This is a genomic window from Chryseobacterium sp. Marseille-Q3244 (genome assembly GCF_940807095.1).
Taxonomy (GTDB): domain Bacteria; phylum Bacteroidota; class Bacteroidia; order Flavobacteriales; family Weeksellaceae; genus Chryseobacterium.
This window is the reverse complement of record NZ_CALNWX010000005.1, coordinates 322,861-345,867: the sequence shown is the minus strand read 5'-3', so window position 1 is coordinate 345,867 and position 23,007 is coordinate 322,861. Positions and strand designations below refer to the sequence as shown.

The window sequence follows — 23,007 nt, the reverse complement described above, 5'->3', positions numbered from 1 at the left end:
AAGGAAATACTTTAATTTTAAAAATTAAAAAACAGTAAATAATATAGATGCCAAAAATTAGATTAAATAAAGCGGTTAAGGAATTCAATATTTCGATGTCCAGATTAGTAGAGTTTTTACAATCAAAGGGTTTCGAAGTTGAAGGCAATCCTAACGCTCAATTGGAAGAATCGGCATATTCTGCATTGGAAGCTGAGTTTGCTAAAGATGGCGAACAAAGAAAAGCTTCCCATGAGGTGGTGATCACTAAAGTTCCGGAAGAGAAACTGGAAATTGATGAGAAGAAAACCCCTGAAGTGATAAGAGCTAAAGCAAACAAACCAGAAACTAAGATTTTAGGTAAGATAGATTTAGAACCTGCGAAACCTGAAGTTGAAGAAACCCCTGCAGCTCCTGTAGCGACACCGGTGGAAGAAAAGAAAGAAGAAATCGTGAAAGAAGAACCGGAAGTAAAAGCAGCTCCTGAAAAGCAGGAATTTAAAGTTTTGGATAAAATTGATTTGTCTCAGATAGAATCTAGAAATAGACCTGTAAAAAAAGACAAGCCAAAAATGGAGGAGAAAAAAGAAGAAGAAAAACCGGTTGAACCTGTAAAAGAAACTCCAAAACCAGTGGTAGAAGAGAAAAAAATAGAAGCTCCAAAAGTGGAAGCTGAACCTGAGTCTCAGGAACCTCAAAAAATTGAAACTGTTTATCAGAAACTGGACGGTCCTAAGATCGTAGGTGAAAAAATTGACTTAACTCAGTTTGCACCAAAGCCAGGAGCTGGAGCAAAAAAGAAAAGAAAGAGAATTGAAAAACCTGGCGGCCAGAATAATCAAGGCCAAGGAGGAAACAATCAAAACTCTGGAAATAATAACCAAGGTGGCCAAGGAGGAAACCGTCCGCACAATAATAACAATGGTGGTGGCCAAGGAGGAAACCGTCAAGGACAAGGTGGTCAAGGTAATCGTCCACAAGGTCAAGGTGGTCAAGGTGGAAACCGTTTCGGAAATAACCAGGGTGGAAACCGTCCAGGTGGCCAAGGTGGTGGATTTAAGAAAGGAGGTCAAAACAACAGACCTGGTCAAAGAGTTATGCCAGTTGAATTAACTGACGAACAAGTTAAGAACCAGATCAAAGAAACCTTGGAAAAACTTACCAACAAAGGCGGTAAGTCTAAATCTGCAAAACACAGAAAAGATAAGAGAACTTACCGAAGAGAACAGGATGAACGTCAGCAGGAGCTTGAAGCACAAGACAGAACGCTGAAAGTAACAGAATTTATTACGGTAGGAGAATTAGCGAGCTTAATGAACGTTTCTCCAACTGAAGTAATCTCTGCGTGTTTCTCACTTGGGGTAATGGTGACCATGAACCAAAGATTGGAAGCTGATACCTTATTATTAGTAGCTGATGAATTCGGTTATAAAATTGAGTTCTCTGATGCTGATCTTGAAGATGCAGATGCAGAAGATGAAGTTGATACTGAAGAGAGCTTGGTTTCAAGAGCACCAGTGGTTACTGTAATGGGACACGTTGACCATGGTAAAACTTCATTACTGGATTATGTTAGAAAAACTAATGTAATTGCAGGGGAGTCTGGAGGTATTACCCAGCACATCGGTGCTTATAATGTGAAATTGGAAAACGGTCAAAGAATTACATTCTTAGATACACCAGGTCACGAGGCATTTACAGCGATGAGAGCCAGAGGTGCTCAGATCACGGATATTGCAATTATTGTAATTGCTGCTGATGATGATGTAATGCCACAAACAAAAGAGGCAATTGCTCACGCTCAGGCTGCACAAGTGCCAATGATTATTGCAATCAACAAAGTTGATAAGCCAAATGCAAATCCTGATAACATCCGTCAACAACTTTCAGGTTTAAACCCTCCGGTTTTAGTGGAAGAATGGGGTGGAAATGTTCAGGCGCAGGAAATCTCTGCTAAGTTTGGTAATAATGTGGACGTGCTATTGGAGAAAGTTTTATTACAGGCTGAAATGCTTGAATTGAAGGCTAATCCTGATCGTTCAGCTAATGGAGTTGTTATCGAAGCATCTCTTGATAAAGGTAGAGGTTATGTTGCTACAATGTTGGTACAAACCGGAACTTTAAGAGTGGGTGACTACGTAGTAGCAGGTAAAAATCATGGTAAAGTAAAAGCTTTGCTTGATGAAAGAGGGAAAAATCTTGCGGAAGCAGGTCCTTCAATCCCTGCAACAATCTTAGGTTTAGATGGAGCGCCTACAGCTGGTGATAAATTCCGAGTATATGCCGACGAAAGTGAAGGTAAAGCTATCGCTAACAAGAGAGAGCAACTTCAAAGAGAGCTTTCTATCAGAACGAAAAAACATACAACACTTGAAGAATTGGGTAGACGTATAGCTTTAGGAGAATTCAAAGAATTGAATATTATCCTTAAAGGTGACGTGGATGGTTCTGTGGAAGCACTTTCTGACCAGTTACAAAGATTGTCGACAGAGGAAATCAGTGTAAAAATTCTTCACTCAGGTGTAGGACAGATTACAGAATCAGATATCAACTTAGCGGCAGCATCAGATGCTATTATCATTGGATTTAATGTAAGAGCGGGTGCTAATGCAAAAGAACTTGCAGACCGTGAGGAAATTGAGATCAGAACATATTCTGTAATCTATAAAGCAATCGACGAAGTAAAAGAAGCGATGGAGGGAATGCTTTCTCCGGAAATTCAGGAGCAGGTAATTGGTAACGTTGAGATCCGTGAGGTATTCAAGATTTCTAAAGTTGGTTCCATTGCAGGTTGTATGGTTCTTACCGGAAAAGTTACAAGACAGTCGAAAGTACGTTTGTTAAGAGATGGTATTGTGAAATTTGATGGAGAGCTTGAAAGCTTGAAGCGTTTCAAAGATGATGTGAAAGAAGTAACAAAAGGTTATGAATGTGGTCTGAATTTGAAAGGGTATAACGATATTGAAATCGGAGATATTCTTGAAGTTTACGAAGAAGTAGCTGTTAAGAAAAAGCTGAAATAATATTCAGATACATATATAAAATAAGCCGTCTCATTGAGACGGCTTATTTTTGTTTGCATTCACTTTGTTTAAACCTCTTTTTTCTAAACTTACCGATTTCCTTTCAGTGTAATTTTTTCAAATGTTTATTTTAGTTTAGGTTTGAATTGAAAACTAATGTATTGATGTTAAAATTATTTTTTTTATTAATGACCAAAGGATTAGATGTGCAATGGGTTGTCTGCTAGATCTTTTTAGGTAGAATATGGGTAAATGATGGGATTGTAAAGAAATGTATAAAACTTTATATCCTGTCAAAACTGATTGATTTTTTTTACTTTTAAACACCTATTTAACTGAAAATTAGCACTTTTATAATTTAGATTGATTATAAATAATTTTTTTTACACCGAATTATTAATTGTTAAATACCATTTTAAAACGGTTATTTTTTATTTTCATAAACAAATATGGGAAAATATTACGAATCTTTCTGTTTTGTGGGGGTTGTTTTTGATGTATTGTGAATGAAATTGATCTATCTGTGCATATAAAATTTGCTAGTGTTAATATTTATTAACATATTTGCCTCTAAAATATATTAAAATTTGTTAATATGAATGTTAAACTACGTGTATTAAGTGCTGGAGCATTGTTCTTCTTGGGGCAGGTTGCTTATGCACAAAAAGCAAAGAAAGATACGGCTAATACAACTCAGATAGAGGAAGTTGTAATGGTTGGATTTGGCCAGAAAAAAACAGTGAAAGAACTTACGGGAGCTGTAGGTACTGTATCTGGTAAAAGTATAGCTCAAAGCTCTTCTTCAGCATCTATTGAAAGGGCTCTAGCGGGAAGTATAGCAGGTGTTCAGACTGGTGCTGCTTCAGGTCAGCCTGGTGGTTTTGCTTCCATTAGAGTAAGAGGTGTAAGTTCTATAAATGGAAATAATAATCCAATTATTATTTTAGATGGTGTTAGAATTAATCAAGGAGATTTAACTCAAAACTCCACAACTGCAAATATTTTAGCAAACTTAAATAGTTCTGATTTTGAGAGTGTTACGGTGTTGAAGGACGCGGTTTCTACAGCTATTTATGGTGCTGATGCTGGAGCAGGTGTTGTTATCATTACAACAAAGAAAGGAGGTAAAGGTAAGGCTAGATTTAATTTATCTTTTGAACAGGGTGTAGCTAGCACGGCTATAAAAATGCCTAAAGGTTTGAGTACTGAAGAATGGAAAGGTCTTATGGCTGTCCAGCTTGCAAATAATCCATCAAGAATTGCTGCAAATCCAGGTTTAACAGCAGCTATGGTGCCAGATTTGGCTTTACAAGGGAAGTTTGGAGGGACTTATCAGTATTTATACTCACAAGATCATAATTCTGATTGGTTTAATGCAATTCAAAGTAAAGGAGGATATTTCCAGACTTTTAATGGATCTATTTCTGGAGGTAGTGATAAGATGTCATATTTTTCCTCATTAGGATATTATGATCAAAATAGTATTATTAAGAATTCTTATTTTAAAAGAGTTACTAATAGTAACCGTATAGAATATAAAGCTACAGATAAATTAACTTTATCTACTGATATTCAATTGTCTTACTCTGAAATTAGTACATTAAATACGGGAGGGACATTCTCAAATCCTTTGGTGGCTTATTTATTTAACTGGCCTACTGATCCAGTATTTAATGCGGATGGGAGCTATAATTTAGGAAGTGAGGGTAGCCTGTCTAATGGATTATTTAATTCAGCATTTTTACAAAAAACAAACTACCAAAAAGCTAAAACGGCTAGAGCATTTGCTAATCTTCAGGCTGAATATAAAATCCTAGATAATTTAACTTATAGATTTGTATTCGCTCCAGAATATATCAATATTGAAGAAGATTCATATAATACTCCTCTACACGGTGATGGTTATAGTTACAAAGGAAGATTATATTCATATGCAACAAGGTATTTTAATTTCAATGTGCAGAATATTTTATCATACAATAAAACTTTTGGTGATAAGCATAATTTTAGTGCAAGTTTGATTCAGGAAGCTTATTCAAGCCAGCAAAGAACAATTGGTGGTGGTGCACAAACAGTTGGAGCAACATTCTTAAAAACATTAGATAGCTTTGTTACACCTATAACAACAATAGGGAATAGATATAAAAATTCTAGAGCAGGTTATGCTGCTACTGCACACTATGATTATGATAAGTTCTTATTATTAGATGCGTCTGTTAGAAGAGATAACTTATCTAATTTTTGGCCAGGTCAAAAAGATGGAACATTTTGGTCTGTAGGAGCAGGTGTTGATTTAGCTAAATTAAATGGAATTAGCGATTCTAAGGTGATCTCACAAATGAAGTTTATTGCATCTTATGGTCAAGTAGGTAATCAATTACCAAATTATATGATTCCATATACATTATACAGATATACAGCTAATTATAATGATGAAGCTGGAGCTACAATCATAAATGTAGATAATCCAAACTTAAGCTGGGAAAAGGTAAATCCATTTAATGTTGGATTAGATGTAGGCTTATGGAATAATAGGCTTATGGTTAGTGCGGCTTATTATCATAAGAAAACTAAAGATTTAGCAACTTTTGTACCTCTTTCTCCTTCTCAAGGAGGGTTGTCTGAAACATCTCCAGGTGGAGGTACAGTTTCAAACTCTAGGATAGAAAATGTTGGAGACATGGTAAACAAAGGTTTTGAACTAACCATAAATGCTAATATTTTCAATAATCCTGATGGATTCAGCTGGAAACTTGGTGTTAATGGAACAATTAATCAAAATGAAATCACCAGTATTTATGGTGGATCTGATGTGATTAACGGAACTAATATCTTAAGAGTAGGTGAAGCTGTAAATTCTTTCTACATGAGAAAATGGGCAGGAGTTGATCCTTCAAATGGAAATCCTCTTTGGTATGTAAATGGCGTTGATGGTGCAACAACATCAGACTATAACCAAGCTCAAAGAGCTGTACAAGGTAATAGAATGCCTAAATATTTTGGTGGAGCTAATACACAATTATCATATAAAGGGTTTGCAATAGATGCTCAAATGAGTTTTGGATTTGGGAATAAAATATATGACTCTTGGGCTAACTATCTATTCAGTGATGGGCAATATACCCTTAATTATCCTGGTTATGGAGCTCAGCTTGATTATTGGACTCCTAATAATCCTAATGCTTTAAATCCAAAACCTATAGAAGGAGGAAATAGAGGAACGGGTACTACAAGAGCGAATGCTGCATCTAGTAGGTTTCTATATAAAGGAGATTATCTAAGATTAAGAACTCTTAAAGTATCATATAATTTTAAAGGTGATATGTTAAGAGGAACAGGATTGAATAATGTTGAAGTTTATGTTTTAGGAAATAACATATGGACATATTTATATGATAAAAACTTACAATATGATCCGGATCTTCAGCTGGGAGGTACATCAACGGCATTAGGTGGTACATCTAATCTTGATCTACCTGCTTTGAAAACGTATAGTTTAGGTGTTAACTTATCATTCTAGTTTATTAAAATAAGAAAAATGAAAAAAATATTTTCAACAAGTATATTAGCAATTTCTCTAATATTTCTTACAAACTCTTGTAGTGACGATTTTGTAGAGACGACATTTTATCAGGAAAAACAGGCTTCAAAAATAAGTAGTCTTGAAGAATTAACGTCTTTTATAAATGGGACTTATGCAAGAATGAGGTCAGTAAATTATTATGGTCGAAATTTTATTGCATATGGTGAAGTTCATACTGATGAAGCTTATACTACCCAAGCTTCAGGACGTAATGTTGCATGGGGAACCTATTCTTTTACGTCTTTAGATGGTGATGTAACGACTACCTGGCGAGATATTTATCAAGTTGTTGCCAATGCAAATGTGATTATTGCAACTGCAGATAGTGGATTGACATATGGTGAAAGTACAGATGCTGAAGAAATTAAAGAAAGAACAAGGTATATTAAAGGTCAGGCATATGCTATAAGAGCTCAAGCATTTTTTGATTTGCTAAGATTATATGGACAAAAGTATTCTGGAGGTACATTAGGTGTAGTTTTACCATTAACTTACAATCCTAGTGCAAAGATGGGTAGAGCATCAATTGCCGAAACTGAAGCTCAGATTGAAAGTGATTTTGCATCAGCAATAACCTATATGAATGATAATGATTTTAATAATAGTTCAGCAAATTATTTAAATCCTATGTCTGTTAAAGCTTTAATGACAAGATATTATTTGTACAAAGGTGATTATGCTAAAGTAAGATCTTATGCAGCAGATATTATTGATTCAGGGCAATACTCGGTTATAGCTAAAGGAGATTTAGTAAAATCGTTTAGTACAAATAATAATGCAAATAGTATTTTTGAACTTGCTGTAGGAACTTCTTCTGCATTATCATTTGATAGTTATCCAAACCTTGTTAATAGTAGCGGTTATGCAAATATAAGAGTTCTACCTAGTACAGTAAGTTTATATGTTAATGATGAAAGATCTAAGTTGTTGACAAGTAGGTATTTAAATGGAAAGTATCCAGATGTAACTGGTGCTGGTAATATTAAGCTTATTAGATTTGAAGAGATTTTATTAAATGGAGCTGAAGCTGAATTAAATGGAGGTTCTCCAGCTACGGCATTAGATTACTATAATAAAATTCTTTTACAAAGAACATCTGTGCCTGTAGCAGCTGTAACATTAGCTAATGTTAAAACTGAAAGAATTAAAGAATTAGTTGGAGAAGGATTTAGGTATTGGGATTTATTAAGATGGGGTAATGTTATTCCATACTATAATAATGCTGGTACTGCTGATCCATCATTGAATAAAACTATACCAGATAAAAAATTAACATTCCCTATTCCTCAATCGGAAACGAATGTTGCAGGAACTTTAATTGTTTCTAACCCAGGTTATGATAATTAATAGAAATTAGGCCTCATAAAAAACCCCTGCTCTACGCAGGGGTTTTTATTTACTATTATTTCTTATTTTTGCTGTACAATAATGAATAATGAAGTATATCCTTTTCATAATCACTTTCTTCGGCTTCGCTGCCAGTGCACAGGTTGTTAAAACAGAAGATGCCAAAAAGCCTAAACAGCCGGAAGATACTCTGGTCATAGACTCCGGGAAGAAAGATTCCTTAAAAATTTTTAAACCAACGATCAACGATTATCAATACCAGACTCAGTTTTCGGAAAAGAAAGTTTTTGATACGGTTATGACGTTCAATAAAACGTACATTTTCTCACAATATAACAATAACGATAACTTTGGAAGAATACAGCCTGCGAATATCGGATCAGGATTTAATCCATTAGTCTTTGAGGTGAACGCAGAACAGAATTTATCTTTATTGCCTTCCAATAAATCGTATATGATTTTAGGTGCAAATGATGTGAAGTATTACGATGTGAAAACACCTACGGCAACATTTATCTATCATAATGCAATGAGAAATGGAGCCGCACTAAATTCTACCTATACCCAAAATATTGGAAAAAGATTCAATTTTTCCATTGAATATATGGGGCTTCGTTCACAGGGACTTTACAGAAATTCATTGGCGGCTAACAACAATACCATTTTCTCCGGACATTATGTTTCAAAAAGTGGAAACTATGAACTATTTGCGCACTACCTTCATCAGAATGTTAACAACCAGGAAAGTGGGGGAATTACCGAAGATAACTTGTTTCAAAGTGGAGACAGCAATTATAAGAACAGACAGAATGCTCAGGTTAATCTGGCGTCAACGAGTTCGCAGTTTGCCTACAGAAGATATTATCTAAGCCATCAGTTTACTCCGTTCAATGCTGAAAAATTTCCATTCAGCATCAGGCATACGATTTTTCATCAGGGAAATAAATATTATTATAATCAGGGAGCCTTGGAAAGCTATTGGTATGAAACTGCTGCTGATTTAATTAATGGATTTCCTTTGACAACAAAAAAATATTCCAGTAATCTGAGTAATACTTTGAGCCTGGTTTTTAATAATGAAAAGTTCAAGTTAGATGCTGGGGTTCGATATCAGATGATTAAGTTTGGAATAAGAGATGTTGTCTCTCTTGATGGAGTACCTTTTCCGGGTGAGCTTAAGGAAAACAGAATTGGAGCGGTAGGAAACCTACAGGTAAAACTTTGGGATAAAGTTCAGCTTAATTCATTCCTTGAGTTTTCAAACGGAAGTCAGTTTAAAAGCTATCTGAGAACGACAAACAATCTGAAGTTTGAGCCTATAAAAGATTATTTTGTGAATGCAAAAGTGAACTTCCAGAGTGCTTATCCATCATTCAACTATTTACTGAATACTTCAGTTTATAATAACTTCAATTATTATCTTGAAAATGCGAAGAATCAATCTATAATGGAGCTTGGAGGAAGTATTAATCTGAAATGGTTTAAAACAGAACTTTTTGCCAACTACTTTAGAATTGATAATTATACCTACTTTGATAACAATGGAGCTCCTAAGCAGAGTGAGAACTCATTGAATATTTCTCAAATTGGGGGGGATGCTACATTCAGCTATGGTAAATTCCATTTGAATACAAGACTGCATTTCCAAAATGCGCTAACGAATAAGAACTTGCTTCCAATGCCAAGTTTTGTAGGGAGAGCAAACTTCTTCTATCAGACACAAGCATTTAAAAAGGCTGCAGAAATTCAGGCAGGACTTAAAGTATATTATTTCTCTAAATTTAATTCCAGAGAATATTTCCCTGTTCTTAATGAATATGTTCTTCCAGGCAACGATTCATTCGCTATTGGTGGACAACCTATTGCCGATCTATATATTAATATGAAGGTGAAAAAAATGTTCTTCTTTATAGAGGGACAACAGGTAGGTACCTTTATTTCTAATAACAAAGCTTACGCATTTCCACATTATCCGGTGTATGATTTCAGACTGAATATCGGAATCGTATGGTATTTGTTCAACTAAAAACGATACAGGTTGAAAACAATTAATAAAATATCATTTAATGATATAGGAAGCATACCTCAATTGGTAAAAGATTTTTTGAATCATGATATTGAAGGTTTTGAAAATAAAACATTTTCTGTAGAGCATTTCAGCGAGCAGATTCACTTGAAAAAAGATTCTTTTTCTTCAGAACAGAGGAATATATTATACAATGTATTTGAAAAGCAGTTGTCGGATCTTACCCTTTCCTCAAAGCAGAAAGAAAACCTTGAACATCTAAAACTGCCAAACACTTTTACCATTACAACAGGACATCAGTTGAATTTGTTTTCAGGACCGGTTTTCTTTGTCTATAAAATTTTACAGACCATTAAAACCTGTGCCTATCTTAAAGAACATTTTCCAGATTTTAATTTTGTTCCAGTATATTGGATGGCTTCTGAAGATCATGATTTTGCTGAGATCAACCATTTTAAAACGGAGAATAATTATTATGAAATTAATGAGAAATCCGGTGGTCCTGTAGGCAGAATCAAAATTAATGATACTTACTTTATCTCTGAATTTGAAAAAGAATTCAAAGATTCAGTTTTTGGTACAGAACTGATCTTGATGTTGAAAGAAGCCTATAAGGTTGGAAATACTTTGACGCAAGCGATTCAGATCTTGGTAAACCGTCTTTTTTCAAAATTTGGATTGTTGATATTGGATGGAGATTCAAAGGAACTTAAAGAGCAGATTAAAGAGGTCTTTAAAGATGAATTACTTCATTTCAGCTTACATAAAACTTCAAAAGATAAAGTCGATTTTCTGACTGATAAATATGGGAAGGTTCAGGTGAATCCTCGTGAAATTAACCTTTTCTACCTTTCTGAAACGAGAGACAGAATAGATTTTAATGGACAGAAATATATTGTTGTAGATAAACATATTCAGTTTACAGAAGACGAAATTATTGCTGAGCTTGAAAATCACCCCGAAAAGTTCAGTCCAAATGCTTTAATGCGTCCGGTATATCAGGAAAAAGTATTGCCAAATCTTGCTTATATCGGGGGGAATGCTGAAATTATGTATTGGCTGGAGCTGAAAGATTATTTTTCAAAATTAGATATCCCATTCCCAATTCTGATTCCAAGAAACTCCATGCTTTTCCTGAAAGAGAAAATATTGGGGAAAATTGAAAAATTGGATCTTAAAATAGAAGATTTTTTCCAAAATTTTACAGTGATTACCAATCAAAAGATTTTAAATAATAATCCTATTTTAGAATTACTGAATACAAAAGAAGAAATGCTGGTTAACAATTTTGTTGCGTTAAAAGCAGCAGCTGAAACTACTGAGAAATCTTTTGGAAATATGGTGAAAGCAGAAGAAGTAAGACAGCTGAAATCATTTAAAAGAATGAAAAAACGTCTTCTTCATGCAGAAAAAATAAAACAAAATGAATTATTGGAAAGACTTGAAAAGCTGTTTTTAGATGTACACCCTTCCAAAACATGGCAGGAAAGAGTTTTCAACTTTAGTGTATTCTTTTCAGATGAAGGTTATCCATGGCTTGAAAATTGTTTGGAAGAGATGGTGGTTCAAGATTCCAAATTAATAATTGTTGCCATTTAATTTTAAAGAAGTATTTTTGTAAATTATAATTATCGAATATGATAAAGAGGTTTTTTATTCTATCCAGTTTATGTATGGTTTTGGGAGTTTCAGCCCAGAAGTCGCATACCGTTGTACAAGGTGATAACCCTTACAACATTGCAAAGAAGTATGGAATGACTGTAGATGAATTGCTGAAACTAAACCCTAAACACAAAGATGGCAAGCTAGCTATTGGAGATGTTTTAGCCGTAAAAACAGAAAAGGCAGTAACTCCGGTTGCTTCTAAAACTGCTACACCTGAAAAAGTAGGCACAATTGCGGGAACTGCGGTAGGTAAAATTATTTTGCAGCCTAAGCAGACAATCTATGGGATTACAAAGCAATACAGAATCTCTGAAACTGATCTGAGAAAACTGAATCCTGAATTGGATTCTCATATGAAGATCGGAGATGAAATCACATTACCTCTTACCAGCATCAAAAAATATGGTGGAGACCAGCCTACAGCGACTGCAACTGCAACTGCAACAACAAAACCTGTAGAAACTCCTGTTGAAAAAACAGTTACGGTTACACCCACTACCTCTGCTGCAGAAGGAGAAAGCTATGTGATTCAGGCTAAAGATAATTATTACAGAATTACAAAACAGTTTGGGATTAGCCAACAGGATCTTTACACCTTAAATCCAGGATTGGAAGAAAAAGGACTGAAGCCTGGTGAAACCATTAAAATAAAAAAAATCAATACTGATTCTGGAGTTGAAACAACCAATTCAAAAGAAAAAATGGATTCAGGGAATGAAAAATCTACACCTGTTTCCAACAATGTAGTGGTTGGTGATGACTATGTGACTTATACCGTTCAGCAGGGAGATACCGTATTCTCTATTGTAAATAAGTTCGGAGTAAGTATCGATGAATTAATTGCTCTTAACCCGGACCTTTCAAAAGGGTTGAAATCAGGAATGGTTTTAAAAATCAAAAAACAGGATCCGGTTTACGTTAAGAAAAATGGTGATGCGCTAAGTGTGGTATTGATGCTTCCTTTCGGTTACAGCACCAATGAAACACAGTACAGAGGAATGGCTCTGGATTTCTTAACAGGAGCTAAACTTGCTATTGAAAGAAACGCAAGAGGAGGTCAGAAACTGGATATTAAAATTGTAGATTCAGGAAATGAAGCTTCTTTTAAAAACTCTCTAACGCAGATCAATCCTGAAAATACGGATCTTATCATTGGGCCATTCTTTAAGTCCAATGTAATTGATGTATTAGATTTTACTAAAAATCAAAAAATTCCAGTTGTGGCTCCATTTGCCAATACACCGGAATTATATAACTATAGCAATTTGATTATCGTTGAAACGAATAATCAGACGTATGCAGATAAACTTATAGAAGAAGTTAAATCAGTATATTCAGATCAAAAGATATATGTAGTAGCAGACGCTAAAAAAGAAAATGCAAACTACATCAAAGCAGGGCTTGAAAAAGCAGTGAAAAATCCTAATATCATTATTGTTAATTCTCCGGCAGATATTCAACCGGATCAAAACATGATGACAGGACAGTCTGCTCCGGTTATTGCTGTTTTAGCTAGTGATGAGATGGGAGAAGCTTTTGCTAATAAAGTGATTGCCCTTTCTAAAGAAGTACAGGGAGTAAAAGCATTCAGTATGTTCTACTCTCCGGTTTTTGAGAAGAAAGTGGATGATTTGAGCCAGGCAAGTCTGGTATATCTGATGGACAGAAAGATCAATACAGATGGTAACTTTGAAAAAGAAATTCTTGCAGCTTATAAAAGTAAATACTGTAAGACTCCACCAAAATATGCTATCGTAGGTTTTGATGTTGTTAATGATATGTTGACAAGAGAAAATAGAAAAGGAGAAATCTTCAAACAAATGAATAAAGTACAGACTCAGCTTGCCACCAAATTTGAGTTTGTAAAATCTAAGTCGAACGGTGCCTATGTAAACACAGGTTATAGAGTAATCAGGCTGGTACCTTAGATGATTTATCTTTGTTTAAAAGAATATTGTTAACATTATAGTTATATTTGCATAATATTTAATTCAATACATGAAAGCACTTGTATTTCCAGGGCAGGGTTCTCAGTTCGTAGGAATGGGAAAAGAATTGTATGATTCTAGAAAAGATATTAAAGATCTGATGGAATCTGCTAATGAAATTTTAGGTTTCGACATTCTTTCCATTATGTTTAACGGAACGGATGCGGATCTTAAGAAAACAGAGGTTACCCAGCCTTCAATTTTTATTCACTCAGTAGCAGCATTAAAAGCAGTAAACGGTCTTGGCGCTGAAATGGTAGCAGGACACTCTTTAGGAGAGTTCTCAGCATTGGTCGCTAATGGCGTTTTATCTTTTGATGATGGTTTGAAATTGGTTTCTGAGAGAGCTAAGGCTATGCAGGAGGCTTGTGATGCAAATCCAAGTTCAATGGCAGCTATTTTAGGTCTTGAGGATGCTAAAGTTGAAGAAATCTGTGCACAGATCAGTGGAATTGTTGTTCCGGCAAACTATAACTGCCCAGGACAATTGGTAATCTCAGGAGAAACTTCTGCAGTAGAAGAAGCTTGTGTGAAATTAAAAGAAGCAGGCGCAAAAAGAGCTTTATTATTACCGGTAAACGGAGCTTTCCATTCACCTTTGATGCAGCCGGCTCAGGAAAGATTAGCGGCTGCTATTGAAAAAACAAAATTCAGAAAAGCTACTATTCCTGTATACCAGAATATCACGACTACAGCAGTAACCAATCCTGATGAGATCAAACAAAATCTTATCGATCAGCTTACAGGTCCTGTAAAATGGACACAGTCTGTACAGAATATGATTAAAGATGGTGCTTCTAACTTTGTAGAAGTAGGACCAGGAAAAACTCTTCAGGGACTAATCAAAAAAATTGACGGATCAGTAGAATCTAATTCTGCCATCTAATTAATAAAAAATATGAGCGCGATATTTTCACCGGGCAAGCTGATGCTTACTTCAGAATATTTCGCAATCGACGGAGCTCTTGTCTTAGCGGTACCTACCAAGCTGGGACAAGAGTTTTTTTTTGAAGAAAAAGATGATAACAAGTCTTTGATTTTCTGGGAAGCTCTTCATCAAAATAAACCTTGGTTAAAGGTTGTCATTGATTACAAAAAATGGCAAATCCTGGAAACCAACATTCCATCAAGTGCTGAATTTATTGTAAAAACATTAAAGAACGTTCAGCAGCTTTCTACTACAAAATTCAAAAACGATTATACTTACCATTTAAAAACCAATCTTCAGTTTCCTGCTGATTTTGGCCTTGGAAGCAGTTCAACATTGATGAACAACCTTTCTGAATGGGCTAAAGTTGATCCTTTCTATTTAAATACAATCAGTTTAGGCGGCAGTGGGTATGATATTGCTGTTGCAAAAGAAAAATCAGCCGTACTTTTTCAGAGCAAACCAGAAATCTGGTATGAGAAGATAGATTTTAATCCATCCTTTAAAAATGAATTGATTTTTATCCACTTAAATCAAAAGCAGGACAGCCGTGAAGGAATCAATCTTTACAAATCAAAAAAGAAGTCTCAGGAATTAGTTAATGAATTTTCAGATATCACAAAGAAAGTTTTATTATGCAATGAATTGGAAACCTTTTCTGAACTAATGATGATTCATGAGCGTAAAATTTCCGATTTTATTGAAATTCCTACAGTTAAAGAAAAAATATTCTCAGATTGCCCTGTATTTGTCAAAAGTTTGGGTGCTTGGGGCGGAGATTTCGTGATGAGTGCCAAATTTGGGGGCTTTAAAGAGTATTTTTGGGAGAAAGGTTTTACTACTGTTTTTAAATGGTCTGATTTAATTGATTTATAATCAGTGTTTTATAGCTCCTTTTTTTTATTTGCCATTCTGACTTATATCAGTATATTTAAACCGCCTTTAACAAATAATTAATATTATTTTTGTTGAAGTCAATAAAGAAATAGAAAATATAAGTAAAATGAAAAACACTAAAATCATCCAGGATTTAGAGAAATTAGGGATTAAAGGAAACTATGAAGTAGTGTGTAACCCTTCGTATGAAGAATTATACCAGGCTGAAGTTTCTCCTGAAAATCAGGGGTTTGAGAAAGCGGAACTTACAGAATCGGGCGCGGTATCAGTAAAAACAGGAATTTTCACAGGTCGTTCACCTAAAGACAGATATATTGTTCAGGATGATGTTACAAGAGATACAATTTTCTGGGATGGTAAAGTAAACTTACCAACAACGCAGGAAATTTTCGGGTCTTGTAAAGAACTAGTGATGACTCAGCTTTCTGAAGCTAAGAAAATTTATGTTGTAGATGCTTTCTGTGGAACAAATGCAGATACAAGACTTAAGGTAAGATTTATTATGGAAGTAGCATGGCAGGCGCATTTTGTTACCAACATGTTTATCCGTCCTTCTCACTTCGAGCTTGAAAATTTTGGAGAACCAGATTTTACAGTAATCAATGGTTCTAAAACAACTAACCCTAACTGGGAAGCTCAGGGATTGAACTCTGAAAACTTCGTGATGTTCAACCTTACTGAAAAACTACAGATCATCGGAGGTACTTGGTACGGAGGTGAAATGAAGAAAGGGATGTTTGCTATGATGAACTATTACCTTCCATTAAAAGGAATGGCTTCAATGCACTGTTCTGCAAACGTAGGAGAAAAAGGGGATGTTGCTCTATTCTTTGGTCTTTCCGGAACAGGAAAAACTACTTTATCTGCAGATCCGAAAAGATACCTTATCGGTGACGATGAGCACGGATGGGATAACAATGGAGTATTTAACTATGAAGGTGGATGTTATGCTAAAGTAATTGACCTTTCAGAAGAGAAAGAACCGGATATCTTCAGAGCAATAAAAAGAGATGCGCTTCTTGAAAACGTTGTAGTACACAATGGAGTAGCAGATTATACAGATGGATCTATCACTGAAAATACAAGAGTTTCTTATCCAATCTATCATATTAATAAAATTGTATTGCCATCTAAAGCTGGTCATGCAAGTAAGATCGTTTATCTTTCAGCGGATGCATTCGGAGTACTTCCTCCGGTTTCTATCCTGAATGAAGATCAAGCTCAATACCACTTCCTGTGCGGTTATACTTCAAAATTAGCTGGAACTGAAAGAGGAATTACTGAGCCTCAGCCATCTTTCTCTCCGGCATTTGGTGAAGCGTTCCTTACATTACACCCAACAATGTATTCTAAAACATTGATCGGAAAAATGAAAGAACACGGCGCTAAAGCGTATTTAGTAAACACAGGTTGGAATGGTACCGGAAAGAGAATTTCTCTAAAAGATACAAGAGCAATTATTGATGCGATCATTGACGGATCTATTGATAATGCTCCTAAAACTCAGGTTGCAATCATGAACTTAGAAATTCCTACTGAACTTCCAAACGTATCTACAGGTATTTTAGATCCTAGAGATACTTATGAAAATGCTTCAGAATGGGAAGAGAAAGCAAAAGATCTTGCTTCAAGATATATCAAAAACTTCGAACAGTATTGTGATACTGAAGAAGGTAAGAGATTAATTCCTTCTGGACCACAATTACAAGAACAAACTATCTAATAAGATAGAGTACAAATAGAAAGCCTCATCCACGATGAGGCTTTTTTTATTTTATATCTTACGGATTAAGCTGATGCCATATTACATAAAAAGAATAGACTTTTCAGAATGAAAAATACTCTTAATCTATTAAATCTAGAAGAAAAAAATAAACCGATAACCCGCTAGATATTATGACATTATTTTGTCTGAGATAAAGAATATGAAAATAGTGATATAAATAGCTAATATGGATATCATAATTGCCAGATGTCTATCCATCAATTTTAATTTCAGTTTTTTTATTTGTTCCTTTTTACACTTAATGAAGCGATTAAATTATTATATATTGGATAATCAGTTTCTCATAATTAATTTTTTTAATTTGCTGTTTTATAGCTTTTTATGTACTTGTTATAAGTCATTTTCTAGATTTTCATTTATGATTTAATTTTTTGTAGGACCGTAAAGAATAACTTTGCAACAGGGCTTTGAAAAGTTGAAAATAATGAAAATACTCTATCACTAATTCCTTATATTTTTTAAAAAAATTAAATTTCTTTTTGTCTATTTTAGTTACAAATAATAATTCTATTTTGTAGAGTTATTGTAATATTTGCTGCTTTTACAATAGAAGATTATCGAATAATTTTAGCAGGTTGGAATAAAGGATAAAGTATTAATGAATATGAAAATAAGCTTTAAGTAAATAGTCAATGATTATGAAGGAGAAATTTATTTTTATAAATGACGCTGCGTTAATGTATGATTAATGGCTTTTTAATTTTGAGAGTGATGTCTTTGAGTGTTACTAATTTTATAGAGTACGTTGCTTCTGATACACGGGTAGGTTGGTATTAGTACGACAACGGCGAAAAGGGCTTTTCGTTTCTTCTCGTTATAATCATTTTTACATCATAAAGGAAAATACCTCTATTTATTCAGATCGTTTACTTTTCAAGCTTGAATTGAAAATCTCTTAATCTTGAATAAATTATAGTAAAAAATATTCCTATCTATTTTGAGGATAGAGTATTAAGAACTTGTTATGCCATAATCTAATAAAATAAACACAATTGCTATATATATTAAAAACACAAATGGTGATTAATACATACTGTTTAAAAAAATAACCACTTTTGAAATGAATACAGTGTGATTTTAAAATAATGGAGATCCTGCTATAGCGTAAAGCCAGTCAGGATAGCTATCTGTTTTAGATACAAAAGAATACAAATTAAATATAAAAAAATGATGAAACACAAATTATTACAAATGGTGGCTTTTATAGCCCCATTCTTATTGATCTATGGCCAGGTAGGGATAAATACTGCTACACCAAACCCTAAATCAGCGCTAGAAGTATTTTCTAAAAATAAAGGTTTTCTTCCGCCACGCATGACAACTCTGGAAAGAGATGATTTGCTTTCTCCGGAATCTCCAAATGTAGAGGCTGAAGGGATGGTGATTTACAATACAACCGTTCACTGTCTGGAATTTTGGAATAGTTTGGAATGGATTAATATGTGCCAGGGAGGCTCATCAATTTATACGATCAATTGTGAGCCTGTTGTCAGCGGAAGCTTTTATGCAGGTGCTGCGGCAGCAGGTTCTGTAAGGATTAAAGTAACCGTAAACAAGCCTGGAAATTATAAAATTAATACGGCAACAATCAATGGGTTGAGTTTTAGTGGAGATGGAAATTTTGAGAATACAGGAGAACAATATGTTATTCTTTCCGCTGAAGGAACTCCTTTACAAACAGGAACCTATACCTATTCTATTATTAATCCTTCAGGAAATGACAGTTGTACGTTTAATATCACGGTGACGAATCAGCCTTCTGGAAGGACAATAAAAGTACTTTCCATAGTTCCTGATGCTTGGAATGGTACTTTATCGACAGATTCTTATGGGAGATATTCGTCAGTTGCGAGGTCTAAGTTGACCAATCCTAGTAACTTTGGGCCCAATGGAAGTGTGGTAATGTCAAATTTTATTTTCAATACTGTTAATATCCAGACTGCAACCTCTGCTGAATTATCGCAGGCAATCGATAACTCAGATATTATTTGGATTGGTTATGTATATACTAGTTATTTCTCGGATCAGGCTATCACTATTTTGAAACAGAAGATTCAAGAAAAGAAAAAGTTTTTTATTATTGATGCGGAACATCAAAATCTTACTCCAATCAATAAACTTAATATAGGTTACAGTGTACAATATATTAATTCTCAAAGACCAGGATCTTTTTTTACCACAACCTCTCAAGGACCAAATAGTGGTGTATTTGGGAATCTTACCGAAAATACAAGGATACAGACTAACCGTTATATGGGAAGAATCACGCAATTTCCTTCTACTGCCAAATTATTTATGAAAGACAGCGCCGGTGGAGTTGCTGGGACCATAGATGGTAATCTATTAGTGTATACCGATGTGAATTTATTTTATAATTATGAATCCACAGATAAATTTTATAATGAAGGAACAGGTTGTACAGAAAGTCCTAATGCCAGAATGTTTTGTAATATATTTAGTATAGCGATCGAATATGTAAGGTAGATTTTGAAAATATACAGTTAAATTATAGAATTCTGGAAAATTACAATGAACATAGATCTAATACAAATTTTAACCTTATCATTCTTAGACAGAGGCTAAGAAAAAAATAAAAGAGTCCATTTTCACGGGTAGTGAGATGGACTCTTTTGGTTTTTAATATGTCTATGTAATTGTTGACTAATTCATTTCGGTAATTGGTCAAAATTTACTTAAGGCTCAATAAGGCCAATCTATATCCATCCATTCCGAAACCTGATAAAACCGCATCTGTATTGGCTGCTGTAACAGATTTCTGTCTAAATTCTTCTCTTTTGTAGATGTTACTGATGTGAACTTCTACCTTTGGTTTTTGGATATTCTTTAAACAATCTGCTATTGCATAAGAATAATGGGTAAATGCTCCTGGATTAATCACAATGGCATCAAAATCATCTTCCTGAAGCCTGTTGATAAGCTCGCCTTCAATATTGGATTGATAATATTTTAATTCATGAGAACGAAACTCAATTTTTAGATTTTCTAAATAAGCTTCCATAGAAATACTCCCATAAACTTCAGGTTCTCTGGTGCCTAAAAGATTAAGGTTAGGACCATTAATAATTAAAATTTTCATAAAAAGAATTTATCCAAAGATAAATATTTTTACAGACTATTATCTGTTACAAATTACAGGTTTTGCTGAATATATTCAGAGGGTGTAATCCCCTCAATTTGCTTAAAAGCTCTGTTAAAGGTTGATTGATTCGAAAACCCGGCTTCAGTGTAGATAAACATTAAAGTGATTTTTTTGAAATCAGTTTCAGTGAATAACTTTTTCACATAATTAATTCTATACCTATTAAGATAGGTATTGAAGTTGGGATATTCTTTATAACGAATAGCCTTGGAAATATAAGAGCTGTTGACATCCAAAACAACACTCATCATTGAAAGATTAAACTTTGGATCTTTAAAAAGCATGTCCTGATTCATTGTTGTTTCTATTTTTTCAAATAATTTTTCAAAAGCTTCTATATCTATAGAGTCTGGTATAGTCTTGATTATACTTTCATTTTCATCTTTAATCAGGGTAGAAGAAGGTGAAATAACCTGATCTGATGTTTCCAGTCTTTTAATTTTATCTTTATAGTGGATCAGTAAAAACACAATTGATATATTGGAAATAAATAGAAGGGTGTCATTAAACTTAACCTCTTCTTGGGTATGTTTGGGGAGATCAAAATTGAAATTGTTAGCCATTATACTGACTGTAATAATGGTAAGTATTACATAGATGGTATATAATATAACTTCTTTTTTAGAAAAAAATATGTAAGCGCCCAACGGAATGGGCAATAAGATAGAGAAACTTGCTACAGAGTTTTCCCAAAAGGATAGTATAATATAAGCACTGTATAGAGGAACACAAATTAAAAAAAAATTGACCAGTAAATCAGGTGAATATTTTTTTCTTGTTAATATGTAAGGAGATCCTAAAGAAAATAAACCAAAAGCCAAATACCATGACATTATTTTGTCTGGGATAAAAAATATGAAAATAGTGATATAAATAGCTAATATGAAAATCATAATCGCTACATATCTATCCATCAATTCTAGTTTCAGGTCTTTTATCAGGTCTTCTTTTTGCACTTAATGAAGCTATTAAATTATTTTATACAGGTAATCAGTTTTTCATAATGGGTTTGTTTAATTTATTGTTTTATAGTTGGTTATATGTTTGTTGTAAGTCATTTTCTAGATTTTCATTTATGCTTTAATTTTTTTTAGCATCGTAAATAATAACTTTGCACCAGGACTTTGAAAAGTTGAAGATAATGAAAATACTCTATCATTAATTCCTTGAAGTTTCTTAAAATTAAATTTCTTTTTCATCCAATTTAGTTACATTATTTTGCTTCTCAAACTTTGGATTGAAAATATATCAAGTCTACTAAATTATAGAAAAAATATAAAATTAATGAACATATAATAATTCTTTTTTGTGGAGTTATTGTTGGACGTTTAATTAATATTAACTGTTTTGGTAGTTAGAAAGTAAAAACTATAAGATGAATTGACAGCGTAAATTCTATTAAAATGGGATAGGACTTTAGCTAAAAGTTGGGTGAATAATAAATCCTTTTCAGGGTTTAATTCTGCGTAGTTGTTTTAATTTAATTATAAGATACTTATAATACTTCTTATTGATGATTTGAAATGAAGATTTACTACCAAAGAGAATTGGTTTGATGATGCTAAAGTTATAATAGCCAGATGTATTTCAATGATTTCCTCTCAATTGTATTATAATTAATAAATATAAAGTAATGAAAAAAAAAATTATTTTGACTGCTGTGGTCTTATGTAGTACACTACTTCTGGTATATGGGCAAGTGGGTATTGGTACGGTAACGCCGAGAGGTGCTTTAGATATCAATAAGCCTACTACAAATACTTTTGGATTGGTTCTTCCTACTAATTCAGATACTGATAATATTGTTAATCCTCAGGGAGGAAATGTTGCCCTTGCAACAATGATGTATGACTCTACTCAGGATTGTATCAAGGTTTACAGATCAAATGGATGGTCGCGATGTTTGTCTGATAAGATCAACAGACCAGAGACTGTTCGTTTTGCTTATTGGTCAACATTTGCTATTGGCAGTTCAGGTTTGACTACTTTTAATTCTCAGTTAAATAATATTAATAATTATAGTGTATCCGGGACATATAAAAATGTTTCCGGATTTCAGTTTACTAACATTACCTCTACTTTGGCAAATGCAACCGTTGAAGACCTTCTGACTAATTATGATATTATCTGTACAGGGTTTTCTAATATGAGTGCTGCTGATGCTGCCAAGATTAAAAGTTATGTAGACAGAGGGGGTGTTGCTATCATATTGCTTGATAATAATATTGGAACAGCATTACTTCAAGCTTTTGGAGGTACTGGTAATGTAACAACGGGAGGTCTTGCAGGGAATAGCACAACGAGCAATATTAATAATGGTGTTTTTGGAGATGCAAGAAATGTAGCATTAACAGGGGCAGCCAGTGCAGGCAGGGTACAAATATCCCAACTTCCGACGGGCAGTAAGCTACTTGCTAATGAAGCTACTAATAATGCAGGGGCGTGGATTACTGGAGCTGGTGGAAGAGCTGTTTTCTTCTGGGATGAAGGAGTTTTTCGTTCATCCGATGTAGCGGGTACTGTAATAGATACTCCTCAGGAGAAGTTCTTGCACAATGTAATAGCATACACTTTAGATAGGGTTGGATTATAATCTGCCATCTATATTTAATTAAAAAACAAGAG

13 protein-coding genes are annotated in these 23,007 nt (G+C 34.0%); 11 read left to right on the top strand and 2 right to left on the bottom strand.

Going from position 1 to position 23,007, the window contains the following annotated elements; genetic code table 11:
• Positions 1–47: 47 nt before the first annotated feature.
• From infB to NBX25_RS11685, 10 genes are all read left to right on the top strand, one after another.
• The gene (gene infB, locus NBX25_RS11730; RefSeq protein ID WP_250253730.1) at positions 48–3,002 is read left to right on the top strand and encodes a translation initiation factor IF-2; all 2,955 of its coding nucleotides are present in this window, start codon (positions 48–50) and stop codon (positions 3,000–3,002) included.
• A 595-nt stretch (positions 3,003–3,597) separates the two neighbouring features.
• Positions 3,598–6,522 carry a SusC/RagA family TonB-linked outer membrane protein gene (locus NBX25_RS11725; RefSeq protein WP_250253729.1) on the top strand — a complete coding sequence of 975 codons (2,925 nt, stop codon included), beginning with the start codon at positions 3,598–3,600 and terminating at the stop codon, positions 6,520–6,522.
• Between the two features lie 18 nt (positions 6,523–6,540).
• Positions 6,541–7,932 (top strand): RagB/SusD family nutrient uptake outer membrane protein, encoded by a 1,392-nt coding sequence (locus tag NBX25_RS11720; protein ID WP_250253728.1) that lies wholly within the window; start codon positions 6,541–6,543, stop codon positions 7,930–7,932.
• 88 nt (positions 7,933–8,020) lie between these two features.
• Positions 8,021–9,958 (top strand): putative porin, encoded by a 1,938-nt coding sequence (locus tag NBX25_RS11715; protein WP_250253727.1) that lies wholly within the window; start codon positions 8,021–8,023, stop codon positions 9,956–9,958.
• 12 nt (positions 9,959–9,970) lie between these two features.
• Positions 9,971–11,557: a bacillithiol biosynthesis cysteine-adding enzyme BshC gene (gene bshC, locus NBX25_RS11710; protein ID WP_250253726.1), complete on the top strand. Its 1,587-nt coding sequence runs from the start codon at positions 9,971–9,973 to the stop codon at positions 11,555–11,557.
• Between the two features lie 38 nt (positions 11,558–11,595).
• Complete coding sequence (locus NBX25_RS11705; RefSeq protein ID WP_228412895.1) at positions 11,596–13,551, top strand: LysM peptidoglycan-binding domain-containing protein; 1,956 nt, start codon at positions 11,596–11,598, stop codon at positions 13,549–13,551.
• A gap of 70 nt (positions 13,552–13,621) precedes the next feature.
• A complete protein-coding gene (gene fabD / locus NBX25_RS11700) occupies positions 13,622–14,497 on the top strand; it encodes an ACP S-malonyltransferase (RefSeq protein ID WP_123909231.1) in 876 nt (291 codons plus the stop codon).
• A gap of 12 nt (positions 14,498–14,509) precedes the next feature.
• Positions 14,510–15,415, top strand: a complete 906-nt coding sequence (locus NBX25_RS11695; RefSeq protein WP_250253725.1) for a GYDIA family GHMP kinase — start codon at positions 14,510–14,512, stop codon at positions 15,413–15,415.
• Between the two features lie 127 nt (positions 15,416–15,542).
• Complete coding sequence (gene pckA, locus NBX25_RS11690) at positions 15,543–17,159, top strand: phosphoenolpyruvate carboxykinase (ATP) (protein WP_250253724.1); 1,617 nt, start codon at positions 15,543–15,545, stop codon at positions 17,157–17,159.
• A 1,230-nt stretch (positions 17,160–18,389) separates the two neighbouring features.
• Positions 18,390–19,706 carry a phage tail-like protein gene (locus tag NBX25_RS11685; RefSeq protein WP_123858756.1) on the top strand — a complete coding sequence of 439 codons (1,317 nt, stop codon included), beginning with the start codon at positions 18,390–18,392 and terminating at the stop codon, positions 19,704–19,706.
• 205 nt (positions 19,707–19,911) lie between these two features.
• On the opposite strand, the gene NBX25_RS11680 is transcribed toward NBX25_RS11685, so the two are convergent.
• The gene (locus NBX25_RS11680) at positions 19,912–20,319 is read right to left on the bottom strand and encodes a type II 3-dehydroquinate dehydratase (RefSeq protein ID WP_123858757.1); all 408 of its coding nucleotides are present in this window, start codon (positions 20,317–20,319) and stop codon (positions 19,912–19,914) included.
• Positions 20,320–20,372: 53 nt separating this feature from the next.
• On the bottom strand, positions 20,373–20,945 hold the full coding sequence (locus NBX25_RS11675; RefSeq protein ID WP_164464416.1) for a helix-turn-helix domain-containing protein: 573 nt from the start codon (positions 20,943–20,945) through the stop codon (positions 20,373–20,375).
• Between the two features lie 1,070 nt (positions 20,946–22,015).
• Between NBX25_RS11675 and NBX25_RS11670 the strand changes: the two genes are divergently transcribed.
• Positions 22,016–22,975 carry a hypothetical protein gene (locus NBX25_RS11670; RefSeq protein WP_123858759.1) on the top strand — a complete coding sequence of 320 codons (960 nt, stop codon included), beginning with the start codon at positions 22,016–22,018 and terminating at the stop codon, positions 22,973–22,975.
• Positions 22,976–23,007: the final 32 nt, after the last annotated feature.

Bases quoted from the DNA above. Each gene is read 5' to 3' on its own strand.
- NBX25_RS11685 (WP_123858756.1), top strand. From the start codon at position 18,390: ATGATGAAACACAAATTATTACAAATGGTGGCTTTTATAGCCCCATTC.
- NBX25_RS11705 (WP_228412895.1), top strand. From the start codon at position 11,596: ATGATAAAGAGGTTTTTTATTCTATCCAGTTTATGTATGGTTTTGGGA.
- pckA (WP_250253724.1), top strand. From the start codon at position 15,543: ATGAAAAACACTAAAATCATCCAGGATTTAGAGAAATTAGGGATTAAA.
- NBX25_RS11715 (WP_250253727.1), top strand. From the start codon at position 8,021: ATGAAGTATATCCTTTTCATAATCACTTTCTTCGGCTTCGCTGCCAGT.
- fabD (WP_123909231.1), top strand. From the start codon at position 13,622: ATGAAAGCACTTGTATTTCCAGGGCAGGGTTCTCAGTTCGTAGGAATG.
- NBX25_RS11670 (WP_123858759.1), top strand. From the start codon at position 22,016: ATGAAAAAAAAAATTATTTTGACTGCTGTGGTCTTATGTAGTACACTA.
- NBX25_RS11725 (WP_250253729.1), top strand. From the start codon at position 3,598: ATGAATGTTAAACTACGTGTATTAAGTGCTGGAGCATTGTTCTTCTTG.
- NBX25_RS11675 (WP_164464416.1), bottom strand. From the start codon at position 20,945: ATGGCTAACAATTTCAATTTTGATCTCCCCAAACATACCCAAGAAGAG.
- NBX25_RS11695 (WP_250253725.1), top strand. From the start codon at position 14,510: ATGAGCGCGATATTTTCACCGGGCAAGCTGATGCTTACTTCAGAATAT.
- infB (WP_250253730.1), top strand. From the start codon at position 48: ATGCCAAAAATTAGATTAAATAAAGCGGTTAAGGAATTCAATATTTCG.
- NBX25_RS11720 (WP_250253728.1), top strand. From the start codon at position 6,541: ATGAAAAAAATATTTTCAACAAGTATATTAGCAATTTCTCTAATATTT.
- NBX25_RS11680 (WP_123858757.1), bottom strand. From the start codon at position 20,319: ATGAAAATTTTAATTATTAATGGTCCTAACCTTAATCTTTTAGGCACC.